Annotated in this window: 14 protein-coding genes and 1 tRNA gene; 6 read left to right on the top strand and 9 right to left on the bottom strand. The window is 46.9% G+C overall.

Features of this window, described 5'->3' with window-relative positions; genetic code table 11:
* Window positions 1-21: 21 nt before the first annotated feature.
* The 4 genes from H8S84_RS11480 to thpR form a co-directional block, all read right to left on the bottom strand.
* Window positions 22-1,860 carry a M61 family metallopeptidase gene (locus H8S84_RS11480; protein ID WP_187067486.1) on the bottom strand — a complete coding sequence of 613 codons (1,839 nt, stop codon included), beginning with the start codon at window positions 1,858-1,860 and terminating at the stop codon, window positions 22-24.
* A gap of 183 nt (window positions 1,861-2,043) precedes the next feature.
* Window positions 2,044-2,697 (bottom strand): class I SAM-dependent methyltransferase, encoded by a 654-nt coding sequence (locus tag H8S84_RS11475; RefSeq protein ID WP_187067485.1) that lies wholly within the window; start codon window positions 2,695-2,697, stop codon window positions 2,044-2,046.
* Between the two features lie 34 nt (window positions 2,698-2,731).
* Entirely contained in the window at window positions 2,732-3,226 is a 495-nt protein-coding gene (locus H8S84_RS11470; protein WP_187067484.1) for a CinA family protein, read from the bottom strand.
* 66 nt (window positions 3,227-3,292) lie between these two features.
* Window positions 3,293-3,838, bottom strand: a complete 546-nt coding sequence (thpR, locus tag H8S84_RS11465; RefSeq protein ID WP_187067483.1) for an RNA 2',3'-cyclic phosphodiesterase — start codon at window positions 3,836-3,838, stop codon at window positions 3,293-3,295.
* Window positions 3,839-3,932: 94 nt separating this feature from the next.
* Here thpR and H8S84_RS11460 point away from each other — a divergent pair, with 94 nt between their 5' ends.
* From H8S84_RS11460 to H8S84_RS11435, 6 genes are all read left to right on the top strand, one after another.
* Entirely contained in the window at window positions 3,933-4,646 is a 714-nt protein-coding gene (locus H8S84_RS11460; protein WP_187067482.1) for a phosphatase PAP2 family protein, read from the top strand.
* Between the two features lie 114 nt (window positions 4,647-4,760).
* Window positions 4,761-4,842, top strand: a tRNA-Leu gene (locus H8S84_RS11455).
* Between the two features lie 191 nt (window positions 4,843-5,033).
* Complete coding sequence (locus tag H8S84_RS11450; protein WP_187067481.1) at window positions 5,034-5,726, top strand: phosphatase PAP2 family protein; 693 nt, start codon at window positions 5,034-5,036, stop codon at window positions 5,724-5,726.
* A gap of 168 nt (window positions 5,727-5,894) precedes the next feature.
* On the top strand, window positions 5,895-8,771 hold the full coding sequence (locus H8S84_RS11445) for a tetratricopeptide repeat protein (protein WP_187067480.1): 2,877 nt from the start codon (window positions 5,895-5,897) through the stop codon (window positions 8,769-8,771).
* Between the two features lie 45 nt (window positions 8,772-8,816).
* Window positions 8,817-9,404, top strand: a complete 588-nt coding sequence (locus H8S84_RS11440; RefSeq protein WP_187067479.1) for a SixA phosphatase family protein — start codon at window positions 8,817-8,819, stop codon at window positions 9,402-9,404.
* A gap of 130 nt (window positions 9,405-9,534) precedes the next feature.
* Complete coding sequence (locus tag H8S84_RS11435; protein WP_187067478.1) at window positions 9,535-10,815, top strand: DUF389 domain-containing protein; 1,281 nt, start codon at window positions 9,535-9,537, stop codon at window positions 10,813-10,815.
* Here H8S84_RS11435 and H8S84_RS11430 read toward each other — a convergent pair.
* The 5 genes from H8S84_RS11430 to H8S84_RS11410 all read right to left on the bottom strand — a co-directional run bounded on the left by H8S84_RS11430 (window position 10,812) and on the right by H8S84_RS11410 (window position 17,152).
* Window positions 10,812-11,243, bottom strand: coding sequence for an RDD family protein (locus H8S84_RS11430; RefSeq protein WP_187067477.1), 432 nt, complete (start codon window positions 11,241-11,243; stop codon window positions 10,812-10,814). The two genes, H8S84_RS11435 and H8S84_RS11430, sit on opposite strands and share 4 nt — an antisense overlap.
* A gap of 240 nt (window positions 11,244-11,483) precedes the next feature.
* A complete protein-coding gene (locus H8S84_RS11425) occupies window positions 11,484-12,485 on the bottom strand; it encodes a c-type cytochrome (RefSeq protein ID WP_187067476.1) in 1,002 nt (333 codons plus the stop codon).
* Between the two features lie 177 nt (window positions 12,486-12,662).
* On the bottom strand, window positions 12,663-14,312 hold the full coding sequence (locus H8S84_RS11420) for a M16 family metallopeptidase (RefSeq protein ID WP_187067475.1): 1,650 nt from the start codon (window positions 14,310-14,312) through the stop codon (window positions 12,663-12,665).
* A gap of 42 nt (window positions 14,313-14,354) precedes the next feature.
* Window positions 14,355-15,713 (bottom strand): M16 family metallopeptidase, encoded by a 1,359-nt coding sequence (locus tag H8S84_RS11415; RefSeq protein WP_187067474.1) that lies wholly within the window; start codon window positions 15,711-15,713, stop codon window positions 14,355-14,357.
* Window positions 15,714-15,928: 215 nt separating this feature from the next.
* On the bottom strand, window positions 15,929-17,152 hold the full coding sequence (locus H8S84_RS11410) for a hypothetical protein (RefSeq protein ID WP_187067473.1): 1,224 nt from the start codon (window positions 17,150-17,152) through the stop codon (window positions 15,929-15,931).
* Window positions 17,153-17,243 lie beyond the last annotated feature (91 nt).

Below are 17,243 nucleotides of genomic sequence, written 5' to 3'. Positions count from 1 at the left end.
TATACTTTGTTGTCTCTGGGTTTACTGTGTCTTTGAGCCAAGCCAGGCAGTGCGGAAAGCCTGCATTTCTGGTGTTAGTTCTTTGCCTATACTTTCGTAAGGAACCAGCTCAAATGCCGGGTTCTCGTCCAGTACAATGCTTGTGTTGCGAGTCTGCCCGTGGCGAGTAAAGGTAACAGGCACAGTGTCGCCGGGCTTATGCTTCTCCAGCACTTTTTTCAGGTCTTTTTCTGATTTGAGCTTGTGGCTATCCATTGTCAGGATCACATCTCCACGGTTCAGACCAGCTTTGTAGGCTCCGGAGTTTACGAATGTGCTATTGCTGATTTTGGCTCCGCTCTTATCCTTCAGGTAATCCAGAGATACCATTTTAAGTGTGGCCTCACCTGGCTTTGCTTTTCTCAGATCCAGACCGGCTTTGGTTAACAGCGAGGCAAGTTCTGGCAGTTGGCTGCCATTAATGCTGTTACGGAAAAACTGATTAGCAAAGGCTTTGTCCCCTGATACTTCTGCTAATGTCTGCTCCAGGTCTGCCAAAGTATAAGGCTTTTCTGGTTGGCCATACTTGCGCCAAAGTGCCTGCATATAATCATCAAGGGTTTTGTTGTATTGCTGGCGTAGCGTCATGTCTAGGGCCAGACCAGTAACCAAGCCGTAAGTATAGTAAGAGATAAAGGTGTTGTGGCGGTTTACAGGGTCTACAGAGCGGGCCGCATCTACAAACGGTGCCTGCTGGCTCATCTCTACTAAACTATGATACTCACGTCCCGGCGACAGTAGCACATAATTCAGATCACCGGCCAGATCGGCAGCATACTTCTTTACATCATAAATACCGGATCGAGCCATCGTTAAGTCGCCGTAGTAGCTGGTAAAACCCTCTGCCAACCACAGCGCCTCACTCATGTTTGCCTCCTGAAAATCGAATGGCTCCAGGCTCTTAGGACGGATGCGCTCCACGTTCCAGGCATGGAAAAACTCATGCGATACTGTATTAAGCTGTGGCCCCATAGCCGTAGCCAGTGGGCGGGAGCTGGTAAGTATGGTAGAGTTGCGGTGTTCCATGCCATCGCCAACAGCTTGCGGCATATAGCAGCCAATAAAAGTATAGCGGCCAAAATCATAATCCGGCAGCTGGCCAAAAACAGCACGTTGCTCTGCGACTATTTGCTTCGTTTTATTTACATACTCCTGAAACTGCGGCTGGGTGCCAGTGTGGTGTAGCGCTACCTGTACCGTTTTCTGCTTGCCGTTGTCATTTACCGTCCACTCCGCAAAATCGAAGTTGCTCAGTTCTGTTGGGCTGTCCATCAGGTACTGGAAGTTAGGAGCAGAGTAGGTGGTGCCTTGCTCGTGCTTAAGCTGCGTAGCTACTTTCCAATTGCTATTTTGCGGCACATTGAAGTTTACAACAGCAGGTGCCTCTTCAAATCCTCTGGCATACATCAACGTAGCCGGGGCATTTAGATGGGCATGTGTTTCGTCGATACCGGCATAGGTGCCATCGGCATGGTCGGCAAATAAAGTATAGCTCACGGTAACGTTACCCTGCGGCTTTACCACATTCCACTGACTGGTGTTGGCTCTGTAGATCTGCAGTGGCTTACCCTGTGCATCGGTAGCGCGTACATTATACACGTTCTTAGCAAACTCATGAATGGCATAGCGGCCTGGAGAGCTTCTCGGCATCAGGACCTGTAGGGTATCGGTGTTAACGCCTGAGAAAGTAACCTGCACCTCCGCCTCATGGTGCACCGCATTCGGGAACGATAGCTTATAGTCTACTTTCTGCTGTGCAATTGCTTGCGTAGATGCCAGTCCAAGGGCCAGGCCAAGTATGGTTAGTTTTATCTTTTTCATTTAGGAGTTATATTCTGGATTTTAAATATAAGGATTGTGGAGGAGGGGAGCAAGGGAGGTGATTTATGATGATTGATTCTGCTGTCTTTCTTTCGAGCTGGCATCATTCCTAAATCTTAATAGCCTTTCGTTTGATCAAATACTATGGAACTTGCTGCTACTGCTGATAGCGAAGATCTAATCTCACTTCCTCTCAAACACTTTCGCCTGCACAAATCCGGCATAAAAGCTTTTAGTTGAGACCTCCTGCAATCCAAGTTGCTTAAAGTACACTCCATAATCAGGTAACTCTTTTGCTTCCACATCACTAACTGCACCAAAGAAAGTATACATCCCCCAAACCAAAACCTTTTGCCACCAACGCGCAGGCTGTTGCACAGGCCAGAAATCAGCGAATAACCATTGACCACCGGAAGCAAGAGCATCAGAAAGGCGTTGCATAAGTTGCTGCAGGCGCTGTGGCGGGAAGAGGTCAAGCAGAAAAGGGGTGATGATAACCTTAAATTCATCGTGGGGTAGTAAAGCAGCCTCTGTACCCAACCGGAACTCTACTTTGCAGGAGTGAGAAAAAGAGAGCTGGCTATACTTTGACTTTGCGTGATGGAGCATAGCAGGAGAGGCGTCTAAGTATAAAATGTCCAGCTGCTTACCTGTAAGTATAAGTTGCTGCAGTAACCAGCCGCTGCCTCCCCCGATGATGAGCACACGGCTTTTGTCAGGAACAAAAGGGAGTAAGTAAAGCTGGGCCTTTTGCAGGGAGCTGCCATATACCAGGCGAGCTAGCTTGTCATAAAACGGGGCTACCCGGTCAAAGCCGCTGTCAGGGAGTTTAGGCAAGTTTTCGTTGTTTTATCTGCGGTAAAGATAAAACTTATCGGTTGTTGTAATGGTCATCAAGTATACCCTGCAGCTTCTGAAAAATGTAATCTACCAATTGCTTCCGAACAGACTCGGTATTGCCTTTAAAAACCTCCCGGAATTCCTCAGCTTTGCCATCATAAAGTATAGAAACAAACATGGTACCTACTGGCTTCTCTGGGTTTTCGGAACCGCCTTCGCCGGCCAGGCCGGTTGTGGCTACACTGATGTCGGCATTCAGCAGTTTTTTCAGGCCCATGACCATTTCGTTTGTCACTTGCTGCGACTCTGCGGTGTACAACTCTAACGTATCCTTTTTTACACCTAATAGTTTCTGCTTTACTTCCGGCTGATACACGACTAAACTTCCCTTCAGCACATCGCTGCTACCCTTGGCCTTTACAAATTCTGAAGCAAGCAAGCCAGCTGTGCAACTTTCGGCAAAGGCCACCGTCAGTTCATTATCCTTCAGCTCCATCATCAGTTTAGTCAGCTCCGTTTGGTTCATAGTGTTGTTGGTTATACTCTTTGTGTGGTAACGTGCCTATCATACTTAAATATGCGGTGGCAGGTTTTAGCCAAGCGGGTATGCATCCAGCACAGAATATATTGGGTGAGGTGTGCCCAACTCCGACTGAAAGAGGGCAATAACATTTACATGCAACTCTAATGGCAGCTGAGAGGCAAAGTCAGGCAGATCTTTGGGGGCAGGCTTGTCTTTTCTGAACCTGGCTAAGGTAACGTGCGGTATAGGTTTCTTGGCAGGTGCCGCCTCTTCCGATAATTTCTCTGTGAGTTGCTGGCTGAGGTTCTCAAAAACCGGATCCTGTTCAAACCTGGCCCAGACTAGGCGGGGCTTGCGCTGAGTTGGGCCAGGTTCTGTTTGTGCAAATGTAAGCGTAAACGGCTGGTGCTGTCTGGCTACATCCTGTATCGTTTGCCTGATGCTTTCTAGTTGAGAGTGCGGCACGTTGCCAATAAAGTAGAGAGTAAGGTGCAGGTTTTGTTTAGGTATAACCCTAATGTGTGGGTGCTCGAAAACTGTGAGCTGCTCTTGCAGTGTGTCTTTAAGGGATTCGGGCAAAATAGCCGCAATAAACAACCTGATATTGTCTTTCATAGTTAAATACTTACATCTGGTTTAAGATTTACGTACCAGATGCAACATTGTAGAATCCTTTTTAGCCAAGAGGATAAAACTGATGCTATAACATATGATATCACGTGTTTATAAAAGATTAGTAGCAGCCTCGGCGCTGTTCACAGTTGAGCTTTTGATAGTATGGGCTTTGTTCCTGGTCTGCATTATTGTGTTTTTATACTTGAGCAGCGCAATATTATCAGGAGGTGAGTTGGGTATAGACCAGGCGGCATTTGCGTTTGCAAAAGATGTCTCTAGTCCGGCCTTTAGCAGTTTCATTGAATTTATTACTTTTTTTGCCTCACGCCATTTCTTAACACCGGCTGCGTTGTTGTTGGTGGGTTACTTTCTTTTTATCCGGAAGCACCGCTGGTATTCGCTAAAAGTGCCGGTGGTGGCGCTGGGTAGTATTACCTTAAATGTGGTGCTAAAGTACTTTTTCGACAGGCCTCGCCCTATGATGCCTTTGGTTGAAGCATCAGGGCTCAGTTTCCCGAGCGGGCACTCCATGGTGGCAGCCTCGTTTTATGGTTTGCTGATCTATCTGGTGTGGCATAACGTTAAAAATGTAGTCTGGCGCAACGCAATCATAGCCTTACTGGTGGTTTTTGTTTTCTTTATCGGGTTTAGCCGGATATACCTGCGGGTGCATTATGCTACCGATGTGATGGCTGGCTTTGCAGCGGGTTTCCTGTGGGTGGTGATTGGGATCGGTACCCTTCGGCGCATAGAGCGTATTTCCAAAAAGGAGATTGACCCGGTAGTGGAAGAAGAAACGCCAGCCTGAGGTAAATATTTTTCATTCAATATATTGCAGGATAAAAATTCCGCCGTATCTTTGTGATCCCAATGAACAAGGGTTAAAGGGTTTTGGGAATTCTTATTTAATTTAGTGACCAGCGCGCACGTGGCGGAACTGGTAGACGTGCAGGTCTCAGAAGCCTGTGCCTTCGGGCGTGGGAGTTCGACTCTCCCCGTGCGCACACTATCTTAACACAAAACGCCAGCTTCTCACGAGGCTGGCGTTTTGTGTTTTATTATATCAAGTCTGTTACTCCATCAGGCAGTGTCCACCACTGAAAAGCTCACCGCCTCTAATCAATTTACTTAGCAACCAGCTAGTATGGAGAATTAAACAGACCTACAGCCGGTCCGTAATTAAGACATAGTTGTCATGAAGCGGATCGTTCAAAAATTTATCAGCCTGCTGGCACTGCTTTCATTGGAGGTGATTGTGCTTTGGGCAGCGTTTATCGGTTGCCTGCTGCTCTTCCTGTTCATGGCTAATACAGTTTTTATAGAGCAGGACACAGCTCTGGACGTTGCGCTGTTTAAGTTTGCCGAAACTCATACCAACGAGCAAAATACACGCATCATGAAAGCTATCTCATACTTTGCGTCTGTAGAGTACCTGATGGTGGTGCCCCCGCTTTTTGTGCTTTTGTTTTCCTTTTACAAGGACCTGCGGTGGTACGGTTTAAAGATTCTGATTATCTCCTTTTCCAGTTCGGTGCTAAACCAGGGGATGAAGCACGTTTTTGAGCGGCCACGTCCAGAGATAGCCATGCTGCACCAGTCTGGCCTCAGCTTCCCAAGTGGCCATGCCATGATCGGTGGAGCTTTTTATGGCCTCCTTATTTACATAGTATGGCGCACAGTGGCTAACAAAGTATGGCGTTTTATCCTGGTAATATTGCTTACGGCACTAATCCTGCTGATTGGCTATAGTCGCATCTATCTTAGAGTACATTATGCTACCGATGTGCTGGCGGGTTACGCGATGGGTATACTCTGGCTGATGGCTTCGGTGTACCTCATGCGCCGCTTAGAGAAAATATATGTGGCTAAGTTTGAGCTACAGGCCTAGTTTATCTTAAAATCAATTTGCCCAGTAAGTATAGTTTTGCTCTGCCAAGCTGCATTTTAGCAATGTTATACTTTTATAGTAGCTGATTAGTAGCTATTTTTAAAAATGAGCCAGCGCTTACCAATTTAATACACGGAATTTACTGGCTGAAAACCTTTATCACTGCACATGCGACAACTTCTTAAAAGCATTTTATACTTACTGCCCGGCCTGGCAGTGGCCCTGCCTACTTTTGCACAACACCCCGATGATATACCGGCTATCCGCCAGAAGTTGGCTCAGGAACGCCAACTGGCAGCTAAACAGGTTAGTGCCGCCCCAGCCGCACAGGCAGAAAGGCTACTTGAACTGGGCCAATGGCAGCAAGCCAGCAGTGTGCTGAAGCAGGCAAAACCAACAGCTGCCATAAAGTTGGCGCAGGCAAAGCTGGCTATGCTTAACAATAATTTTAGTGCAGCAGAGAAACTGGTAGAGGAGGCATTAAAATATAATCAGAAAGCTTCGGACGCTTTGCTCCTTAAATCGAAGCTGCAGGTGCAGGCGTGGGAGCTGCCTGAGGCAAAGAAAACGGCACAACAGGTACTGCAGGCTGAGCCAAAGAACGAAGCGGCCGCACTGACCATTGGGCGAGTGCTGATGCTGCAGAAAAAGTATGGCGAGGCGCTGGAGTGGGCAAATAAAGTACAGGATTGGAATCCGAAAAATGCGCAGGCATACCTGCTGGAATCGGATGTGCACTTTTGGAACCAGAAGCCTGAACTGGCCGAGAAGCCACTGATTACCAGCCTCACCCTTGATCCGTTTAACCCCGATGCCCGCTTTAATTACGGCTATGCTATCTGGCGCCGTGTAGATGCCACGCAACTAGATGATATGGCTGCCCAATGGGAACTGGCGTTGGAGCTGAATCCGCTACATTATGTAACGCATTGGCACTGGGGCAATGGCCACACCAACCTCACCTATGCCGATTATGCCCAGCCTGAAGATGAAGAGGTGCGTAAGGCACTAGCTTCTGCAGATAAGCTGATATCGGAGAACAAGCTGCAGCAGGCTTTGGAGGAGATCGGGAAAGTACAGCAAAAGTATAAAAACTCTGTGCTGCCGCAGATGCTGCGCGGCTCTGCTTACTACATGGCTTTTGATATGGACCGCGCCACACGCCTCGACTCTGCACAGGCTATTTTCAGGCGAATCCTCCACAAAAAGAAACATTACGGTCCGGCGCACAATGCCTTGGCCGCTGTTATAAAGCAAAAACAGCTCCCTTACCTGCACAACTACGATTCGCTGCGGCATGTCATCAATACCACCGTTATCAAAGATCCGGTAAACTTTGCGAGGGTGTTTCCGGATGTGACGTATTACCCCGGCGATGAGGTGCAGAAGATGGTGTGGTCGCAGCTGTATGAGAGTATCGTATACTTCCCGTTCCTGTCTAAGCAGCGCGAAAAGTTCGTGATCCCGCCACTGCATGTAGACCTGACCATTGCCATGGGTTCGACATACTTCCGGCAGGCCACTACTTTCGATAACCGCCAATGGATGGATATACGTGGTGTAGGTAGCGGGGCAGCCGGTATCGAGTATGTGGTGCGCGGCTCCTACCTGGAGCGCAATGTGGTGCTGCATGAATATGTGCATTTGTTTCATGGGCGTGTGTTTACTGATGCCGAGAACCGCGCCGTGCGCCGCCTTTACAATAACGCCATGAAAGAGGGCCGTACTTTGGACTATTATTCTGCCAACAACGAGCATGAGTACTTGGCCCAAACTTACCCGGCATATTTCGAGCCTGTAAAAGTGCATCCGCTCAACCACAAGTCCATTAACACCACTGCCGATTTGAAGGCTAAAGATCCTGAGCTTTATACTTTTCTGGACCAACTGGTGCAGCGGCAGCGGGCATACCTGGCAGGCGATAAGCAGGCCATGGCCAGCAACTGGGCCGAAGTATACCTGAACCTGGCAGAGCAGGCGCAAAACAAAAAAGACTATACGCAGGCTACTGCTTTACTTGATACTGCCTTGGTGTGGGATGCAAAATATCAACCTGCCTTAATTGCCTATGCCGGTGTAAAGCAGGTGCAAAAAGAGTATGGTGCCGCGCAGGAATGGCTACAGAAGGCAAAACAGGTGAATGCAAACTATGCCCCGATCTATTTGGCAGAGGCAGATTTGCTGGAGGCGCAGCGAAGAGACGGGAAACTGAAGCAGCAGGAGGCAGTGCAAAGTCAGGTAGTGCTTTACAAAAAAGCACTTGAGCTGGAAGACGACCTGCTGATGCGTGCCTTGGGCAACCAGCGTTTCCGGGAGTTTTACTATAGCTATGGTATGGTGCCGGAAGCTATTGCCGTTTCAGAAGACTATGTAAAAGGTGCACCAACTGTGTCAACTTACCTGCGCGATCGCCGCGACGAGGCCCTTGCCTTTGCTAATTGGTTAAAAGGTACATCTGTGAAAGACGAGGAACCGGTACAAGCATTAGCCAAACTCGTAGCTCTAAAACCGCAAAATTATGAGCTGCGCAGGCAATATGCCGATGTGCTCGCCGCGCAGGGTAAGTATAAACTGGCCTATGAAACTTTAGAGGAGGCTCAGCGCATACTTAGTGCAGCCGGCACTCCACGCCCTGATTATATGGTGCGTATGGCTTATTATAAATTACAGCAACAGGACAAGCCTGGCGCCATGGCAACAGCGCAGCCGCTGCTGGATGGTAAATCCACCTTGAGAGGAGAACCATACTTGCTGGCTGGCCTTTATGCCGATCTGGGTTTTACAGCCAAAGCTGTAGAGATTATGAAAAAACAGCCTGAGCCGGTAACACAGCAGGAACTCGCACAGCAGCAATTTGCATGTATCCGAATTCTGGAGGCAAATGGAAAAACCAAAAAAGCAGTTAAAGCATATAGAACCGCTTTAATGCAGCATCCTTACCACTTGGAAATGCGCAACCGGTTAGCTGATCTGTTGCAGCAGGCAGGAAAAACAAACGAGGCAGCGGGTCTGTTTAAGTTTGGTTATAAACCCGTAACATTGTAATTATGTACCACAAACAAATTTCACTTTAACTAACCAACTACATTTATGAAATTAACTTTACTCCTGCGCGTGTGGGTGCTGCTGCTAATTTTGGGGACTGCAGCTTGCCGCAACATGCCAACTGGAAACGAAGGCGCAGTTGCTATCGCCAATGCCGCACCTGACGAGGCTGTAACCCAACCAACAACGGTGTATTTGGTGCGCCACGCTGAAAAAGATATCTCTAACCCATCAGACCAGGACCCTGGCTTAACAGCGGAAGGGGAAGCACGGGCTGAGGCACTTCGTTCAGAACTGGAGGGACTGAAAATTGATGCACTTTATGCCACGAAGTATAAACGCACTCAAAATACGCTAAAGCCAATGGCTACTGCACGTAATCTCGATGTCCAGATCTATGAAGCACATGATTTTAATGGATTGGGGCAAAAGATAAAAGAGCAGCATGCTGGAAAAACAGTAGTAGTGGCAGGCCATTCTAATACGATTCTTCCTATAGTTGAGGCCCTTGGAGGCAAACGCCCAATATCTGATATCTCTGATAGCCAATACGATTACCTGTTTAAAGTTGCAGTTGCCCCGGATGGCACCGCAACCGTAGAGACTAAGAAATTTGGAGCTGCTGTAAACTAACAGTAAGTATAAAGTATAGCATACTAAAAACAACAGCCCCTGCCAGCAACGGCAGGGGCTGTTGTTTTTAGTAGCGCTGACAAACCTATCCTTGAATTTTCGTAGTTAATTGTATAACTACAGAAATGAAATGCGCGCACTAACAGTAAAAGTACCAAACGGAAAAGGAGGGGAGGTAAAGAAGGAGGCAGAGAAGCTGGATGGCAAAAACCTAAGCGTTGAGCAGCTTAATTCGGGAGAATTGGTTAGGGTACATCTAAATAACAATACCGTAGATGAGTTTATCAGAAACATCAACCACATAGATGAGGCTGAGATTACACTTGTTCCGCGTGGGATCATTGCGCTTTACCCGCCCCAAGACGAAGCTCCGGACCAGGTAAGTGATGTTACCTATCGAAGCCCCTTTGAGGTGTTTATGGGCGGTCTGCAAAGCGTAGGGTCAAAATTCGGTTTAATGGGGTATGCCGTATCAGGAGGTATACTTGTCTGGATAGGGTTCTATACAAACACTGTCTTCCTGCTAGTGGCGGCCATGCTGGTGTCGCCGTTTGCGGGCCCTGCCATGAATGCAGCTTTGGCTGCTGCAGCAGGTAAAGGACAACTGCTATTGCAAAGTTTAGGCCGTTACGCACTGGCTATAGGGTTAAGCATACTTATCACATTTGTACTTTCTTTTTTAATTGGGCAGAAGCACGCCACAACGCTTATGGTAGATGTAAGCCATATATCGCAAATGGCTCTGCTGTTACCGCTAGTAGCAGGTTTCGCTGGCGGCATAAACTTAGTGCAGTCGGAGCGGGACAGTTTGGTGCCCGGTGCGGCCGTTGGCGTATTAGTGGCAGCTTCGCTGGCTCCGCCCACAGGCTTGGTTGGCATGGCCATGCATTTCGGTAACTGGCAGATGGTGCAAAGCGGTGTGTTTTTACTGGTACTACAACTAGCAGGCATCCAACTTTCTGCTGCACTAGTGTTCCGGTATATTGGTAAGGTTACGATCAAGGGTGCCCGCTTTGCCGATGGTAAAAAATACATTTACTGGGTATCTATGGGATTATCTGTTTTAGCGTTGGGCGTGTTGCTGTATTGGCAGTTTTACAAGCAGCCTAATCTGCAAAAAGGTAGTCTTGCCACATCTATCACTGAGACAATTCAGAACACTTTAAAAGAATATAAGGATATAGAGACAATCGAAGTGAGCTCGCGCTTTACAAGAGGTACGCTGCCAAACCTAAACCCGGTTATTTGTGAAATGTACCTCTATAACCGAAGCGATTCGCTTACAGATGAACAGGTAAAGCAGTTACTGAAGTATGAATTATTTAAACGCATAAAGGCAGAAAATTGGAATGCGGATCCTATGTTCGATATCATCATGCTAGACTATGTCGGAGAAAAGGACAAACCTTAACGTGTAACCACCATTGTGTTGGCTAGTTTATCGTGGAAAGTTCTACGCGAGATTGGGAAAATGCCGAAAATGAACCTTAGAATCACCAACACAACAGATATAGGCTTTGCAAAGTAGCGGATAGTAGCGCTTTTAAAGGAGGTGCGGTTTCCGGTAGTACTAGTAACCCTTAAGCCAAGCAGGTACTTACCCAGTGTGGCTTGGCAGGCGCAAATTTCCATACCTGCAAAGTATAGCCACCCCAGCGAGAAGTCGAGTATACGTTCCGGCTTAAACAGGTAAGCCTGTTCGTCGCTACTGTAGGTTAAATAATCAATAAGCCCTATGAGAGAGAGCAAAAGCAATAAATCAAGCGTAAACGCGATGATGCGTTTACTTAAATCGGCAAGCTCAACTTTCTTATCTGTCTGCGTATAAATTGCCTGCATATGGTATAGTTATAGAGTCCTTCGCACCTTCTTATACTTTCAAACCTCCGGTTGGTTGCACAAATCTGAAAGTATGTCTGCTATTTTTTAGCTGTGCATATTGTTGGTAAACAGATAGTTGTAAAGGGTGCTGTGGCTGAGAAGCTTGTGCTACTGTTTACTTATGAAAGGTGTTATAAAAAACGCCACCTGTTGTATGGCAGGTGGCGTTTAGCTGTAAATGCGAGAAGTATATCGATGCTAAGACTTTTTTGGGGCAGGAGTAAAGCGTTCTACTTTATTATTGTTTGGCTCCAAGGTCTTAAGATATTTGTAAATAGCGCGCAAATCTTCTTCCTTCATGCCAGAATACATTGTCCAGGGCATAACTGTGTTCATTTCTTCAGGAGATACTTTCTGGTTTGCTGCAGCAGTATTGTTGTATGCTTTAAAGCGTTGCACAAACATATCCTCTGACCATGTGCCTATGCCATTTTTTTGATCAGGGGTAATGTTAACAGAGCGCACCACGGCACCATTAGGAAACTTGAACTCAAAGCCACCGGCTAAATATTTCCCCTCTACTGGTTTGCCTTTGTCTTGTGGTGTGTGGCATTCGGCGCATCCTGCAATGGTTAGCAAGTACTTGCCCTGCAGTACCTCATTGGTGAGGGTGTTTGCATCTGTGTGAGCATCTTCTTTCAGCGGCATAGTTCTCATGATCAGGTTCATCGGGAAGTCAGGTTTTGCCTCCGGAATCTTATTTTTGATAGGCTTTAATGTACGGATGTAGGCGATAACAGCGTATGCATCCTGCTTAGACATTTGGTTATAGTAGTGGTAGGGCATTACCGGGAAAAGCGGGTCGCCGTTTTTGCTTACGCCTTTGGTCATTGCACGGTAAATTTCACCGTCTGTCCAATTGCCTAAACCTGTTTCTTTGTCTGAGGTAATATTTCTGGCGTAGAAAACACCCGGAAAACCTACAGCATGATCGAATACGTCACCGCCCTTGCCTTCTGTGCCTGGAATTGGTGGGCCAGCATACTTGCTCCAATCTCTGTTTGAGTGGCAATCTACACATACAGCCACGTGGTTTGCCAAGTACTCACCTCGCTCTACCAAGGCAGGAGTCTTGTTTATAGAAATGACAGGAGCGGCATCTACATTAGGAAAGGCGTACTGCATGTAAAGTACACCGGCGGCGGCAATAGCTACAATAGCGACTACTAAAATGCCGAAAATTTTCAGGGCTTTTTTCATAGATTATATTTCCTTTTAATGAATAATATTAAGAATAAATATGATTATTGTCAATAGTTATTCTTAGATGTGAGAATTATTTTTAGGGAGCAGGTGCTGCGGTAGAGTAGGTAGTATAAAAAAGGCCGCAGGCATATTGCCTGCGGCCTCTCAAAGTATAAATATCTGAGATCTCGCTTATTTAAAAGTCTCTTTGCTGTCTACTATCTTTACGTCTTTCACATTCAGCTTATAGTTAGCTATTTTATCATCTTCGGCTATTACTTCCTGTGGCAAGCCTTCTCTTACCAGGTTGGAGTAACTCATTGGCGAAGGCGTATTGTTTAGCAGCGCCTGTTTCAGTGGTTCTGCCTCGCTGTCGTCGGTTACAATGGTGATGAACATGTTCTCCGTTTGCCAATACTTCTTTACAGCATTATTTACCTCCTGCACCGTTAGGTTAGCCAACAGCCTGTCCAGTTCCTGAATGTAATCCTGCCGTCCGTAAAAACGTGAGTCCATCAGGTAGCCCAGTTGCTTCTCCTGTGTCTGGATGTATAGTTTGATGTAAGAGCGCAGAAACTTGCGTGTCAGCTCAAATTCTTCCTGCGTCATGCCGTTCTTAATTAGGTTGTCAACTTCTCTAACAGCCAGTCGGGTTGCGAAGTGAGCATGGCCTACGTCTATATCCTTTAACTCAGCATATTGCTTTTGCAGCCCCTCGGCAATTTGCACCGGCCTGATCCAGAGGGCAAAGTAGTTAGAGGTGCGCGGCACGCCGGGGTTTGGTAACTGAAAAGAGCCGCCGTTGTCGTACCACTCTATGTAAGAGTAGTCGCCGTAGTTCATGGAGCGGGTAGTGCGGATCTTGTCGTAAAGCTTACCATAGCTTTTGCGGTGTTCACCTAAAAAGGAGTTGGCTACCATCAGGGCGGCAAAGTCGTCGGCAGAGCGGGTTACAGGCATAGGCGCACCAGTAAAGATGGCAGAGCCCAGTGCGTCACTTTTCTTGATGATCTCCACCTGGATACCATTTGGCTTGTTAGGATTGCCAGCTTGCGGAATGTTCGGCTTTACATCAGAAAGCTGTGCCATGTCTGCTTTTAACTTGTTCAGGAAATCTGTGCTGTAGTTACCGGCTATGCCTATCAGCAGGTTATTTTTTGTAAAGTAGTTGCGCCAGTGGTTCTTAACATCCTCCAGGGTAATGTTCTGCACACTGGCTGTTTTGCCCTCTACCATGTGCTGGTAATTGGTGCCCCTGAACAGCAGGTCCTCCAGGGCTTTCTTGCTGTACTCTTCATCAGAAGATGCCCGGATTACCTGATCTACGAAGTTCAGTTGATTGGCCTTTACCCGCTTAAAGTCAGCTTCTGCGAATGCAGGATTCAGCATCAGACCCCGCACGATCGGGTAAAACTCGTTCAGAAAATCCTTGTGCACAGCGAAAGTGAACACGGTTACTTCTTTGTCTACATTGGTATAGTAATCTGCAGCCCACGGGAAGATCTTGTCCTTTATCTGCGAGACGGTCATATCCTTCGTGCCGCTTTCCGTGATCATACGTGCTGTGGCATAGGTCAGGCCCTCTTTGCCTGCCGGATCTACCATCGACCCGTTCTTGAACATCAGCTTGATGATGACTTTGTTCGACTCAGGCTGCTTTAGCTCCACTACTTTGTCCGGGCCAAAGGCCATGTTGGCGTCGTAGGCAGCAGGTGTTGTAGTTGTAGTTGCTGTTGCAGGAGCAGAGGTATCGGTGGTTGTTTGCTCTGATACCTGCGGCTGCTTGGCACACGCGACTGCCAGCAAGACAACAGGTAAGATATATGCAGTTAATTTTTTCATGTCTCTATACTTCTTGTTGAAAAACATTCCTTTGCAGCATTTTTACTTTACTGGCGCTTTGTCGGTAGGGGCAATGGAGCCTACTGTCATGGTTGCCGGGGTAAAATACTTCTTGGCTGCATTCATCAGGTCCTGCGCTGTAATGGAGTCGAACACGCCGTAGATGTTGTTAAGCGACTCCGGGTCTCCGGTGAGCCAGATAAAGCGGGCAAGGGAGTTGGCAATGGCGTCGGGGCTGTCCATGCTCATGGCAAAGCTGTAACGGATGCGGGATTTTGTATCAGCTATTTTCTGCGCGTCTATCGGTTTGGTTTTGGCCTCGTTCAGGGCTTTCATCATCTCATCCTTGACATACTGCATGTCTTCGGCCTTTAGTAAAGAAGCTGATACAGATATCAGGTTAGGATCGCGGGAGAACTGTGGGCCGCCGGCTATAAAGCGTGCCTTCTGTTCGTTTACCACCAGTTTGCGGTACAAGTCGGAGTTTTCGGCGAAAAGTATGGTAGAAAGTATACTTAGAGCAGGCAGGTCTTTGTCTTTATCAGAGAAGGCCGGGCCTTTAAAGTATAAGCTCAGGTATGGCGGAAAGCCTTGCTGCTGCACGTGCGCATAGCGTGTCTGTGTCTGCTTTGGCTCTGTGGGAATGTCAGGTTTGTAGGTGCCGCGCTTCCAGTCGCCGAAGTACTGCTGCGCCAGGTTGTTTACGCGCTCCGGAGTTACATCGCCTACTACCACAATGGTGGTATACTCAGGGCGGTAAAAGCGATCGAAGAATACGAGAGAATAGTCATACTGATTTGGCATATCTACCACGTCATCAAAAAAGCCCATGGTGGTATGCGAGTAGGTGTGTTTCTGGAACGCGGTGCTTACTACCTTCTCATACAGCTGCTGGTAAGGACTAGCCGAGTTCTTGGTGTACTCGCCCTTTACAGCGCCAGCTTCCGTTTTAAAGTCGTGCACGCTATACTTCAGGTTTTGGAAACGGTCAGCCTCTATCTCGAACATCTTGTCCAGCATCTCAGCGTTGCCAGTCATGTGGTACACGGTTCTGTCGATAGAGGTGTTGGCATTGGCTGCGGCACCCATGGCCTTCATAATATCGCCGTAGGCTTCTTTACTATACTTATCGGTGCCCCGGAACATCATGTGCTCAAAAAAGTGGGCAAAACCAGTCTTCCCTTTTTCTACCTCCTCTCTGGAGCCGGCGCGCACCACAATATAAAAGGCGGCAAGGCCCGGGCTGTTGTAAGGCACCGTTACCACATTAAGGCCGTTGGGCAGTTTTTTCTGGTGGATAGGGTAGGGAAGAATCTTTTCTTTCTGGCTGCTTTGCTGTGCTATTGCCTGTGAAATGGCAAAAACGAAGAGCAGCAGGAGTACTACTATTCTGTTTTTCATAAGCTGTCGTTTTTTAGATGTAGTGTACTGTTAAAAGGCAATTTTATATACATGAATTTACAAAAAACTACTGTTTCAGTCAAAATTAGGATTGAATAAGGGATTTACTGCTGCTAACCTAAGGTTTGTGTCGTTAAATGAGGTGGTATAAAAAGCAAATGCCCGGCTTCATCAGCAGGGCATTTTAACAGGAATTTTTTAATATTATAGTTAGGCTACTGTGCTTTTACGGCTGCCTGAGCTGATGGTAAAGGCATAACAGGCTCTGGCTTCAGCAAAGCGCGGAGGTATTCTTCCGTGTTTTTCAGACCTTGCTTTGACACCTGTTCCTCTACATAAGGTTTACCCCAAAGTATAAGTATGCGTCGTTCCAGCTCCTTAACAAAATCATCTGTTATAAAAATATCTGTAGTGGCTGATTTTCGTAAGTTTTCCAGAGGTGCCAGAAAAACAATACCGTCGTTTACGTCCTGCATCTGCATGCTGGAATGTGCTTTCTGCGACTGGTTTCCTTCAAATTTGGTCTGCCCAAAAGGGGTGTCTTTAATATCGAAACCTATAGGCTTATTTCCGTTGGCCTTAAAGGCTTGATCCCACTTGCCATTGTCTACTCTGCCCCAACCGATGTGGTAGCGCTCCAGGCCCTCCTGTGTTCTGGCAACACCTTCCATCTCTTTTTCTGTTTTTGGTATAGCCCGAAGTACTGCATTGTGTATCCTGATTGAACAGGTTTTACCCGGTTTATACTGAGTAAAAAAATCAGCACAGTTTTGCATGTACCGGCCATCTTTATCCTTTAACCCTTTATAAGCGTGGCGGGTGTTAGTCAGAAGTATACCCTTTTTACCTGAGTTGAAGTTGTTGAGATAATTCAGAATGGTAGTGTACATGGTGTAGTCATAGCTGTCTGTTGTTACCCTAAAGTTGTTCAGGTCTTCTTCATCATGTATAAGAGGCCAGTAGGTGGGGCTTCCCACTGCGATCACACGTACCCGGTCAGGCCTTGCCAATTTCTGGTTTATTTTATATACAGTCGTGAGCAGATCAACATAAGTTTGATAACTTTTGCTGAAACCACTCAGCTCATTTTGAAAGACAGGAGCTAACAGTTGCAGTTGTAACGTAGGTGCATTCAGAAATGCATCCAAGTGCTTTTGATTATTGATATTGAAAAGTTCTATAAAGATATAGTCAATATTCTGCCTGAAACCCTCATTTTTCAGCAGATCTTGGTAAAACAGGAAAGGCTCCAGAGCTACATGATTGGCATCATCAAAGATCAGGAGATCGTGCTGCTTTATTTTATCGAGGGCATACTCCTGCGGTGCTTTACCTTTTGTCTTTAGTGCATGATGGTAATCCTTAAGCTGAACCTGTTGAGCAGTGGCGACAAAAACGCTCAGGTAGAGGCACAAATAAATAATTGTAAATTTTTTCATAGGTGGTAATTTGTTGGCTATCAGCTTGCAAGATAAAATAATCTGCAAAGCTATAAAAAAGAAAGGCCGCAGTTTATTTAACTGCGGCCTT

The sequence above is a fragment of the Pontibacter cellulosilyticus genome, assembly GCF_014306105.1.
In the GTDB taxonomy this organism is placed as follows: Bacteria; Bacteroidota; Bacteroidia; order Cytophagales; family Hymenobacteraceae; genus Pontibacter; species Pontibacter cellulosilyticus.
The sequence above is the reverse complement of the archived record's forward strand: the minus strand, read 5'-3'. Positions and strand labels throughout refer to the sequence as shown.

Coding starts and splice junctions, on each gene's coding strand:
- H8S84_RS11480 (WP_187067486.1), bottom strand. CDS start 1,860: ATGAAAAAGATAAAACTAACCATACTTGGCCTGGCCCTTGGACTGGCA.
- H8S84_RS11470 (WP_187067484.1), bottom strand. CDS start 3,226: ATGAACCAAACGGAGCTGACTAAACTGATGATGGAGCTGAAGGATAAT.
- thpR (WP_187067483.1), bottom strand. CDS start 3,838: ATGAAAGACAATATCAGGTTGTTTATTGCGGCTATTTTGCCCGAATCC.
- H8S84_RS11460 (WP_187067482.1), top strand. CDS start 3,933: ATGATATCACGTGTTTATAAAAGATTAGTAGCAGCCTCGGCGCTGTTC.
- H8S84_RS11450 (WP_187067481.1), top strand. CDS start 5,034: ATGAAGCGGATCGTTCAAAAATTTATCAGCCTGCTGGCACTGCTTTCA.
- H8S84_RS11445 (WP_187067480.1), top strand. CDS start 5,895: ATGCGACAACTTCTTAAAAGCATTTTATACTTACTGCCCGGCCTGGCA.
- H8S84_RS11440 (WP_187067479.1), top strand. CDS start 8,817: ATGAAATTAACTTTACTCCTGCGCGTGTGGGTGCTGCTGCTAATTTTG.
- H8S84_RS11435 (WP_187067478.1), top strand. CDS start 9,535: ATGCGCGCACTAACAGTAAAAGTACCAAACGGAAAAGGAGGGGAGGTA.
- H8S84_RS11430 (WP_187067477.1), bottom strand. CDS start 11,243: ATGCAGGCAATTTATACGCAGACAGATAAGAAAGTTGAGCTTGCCGAT.
- H8S84_RS11425 (WP_187067476.1), bottom strand. CDS start 12,485: ATGAAAAAAGCCCTGAAAATTTTCGGCATTTTAGTAGTCGCTATTGTA.
- H8S84_RS11420 (WP_187067475.1), bottom strand. CDS start 14,312: ATGAAAAAATTAACTGCATATATCTTACCTGTTGTCTTGCTGGCAGTC.
- H8S84_RS11415 (WP_187067474.1), bottom strand. CDS start 15,713: ATGAAAAACAGAATAGTAGTACTCCTGCTGCTCTTCGTTTTTGCCATT.
- H8S84_RS11410 (WP_187067473.1), bottom strand. CDS start 17,152: ATGAAAAAATTTACAATTATTTATTTGTGCCTCTACCTGAGCGTTTTT.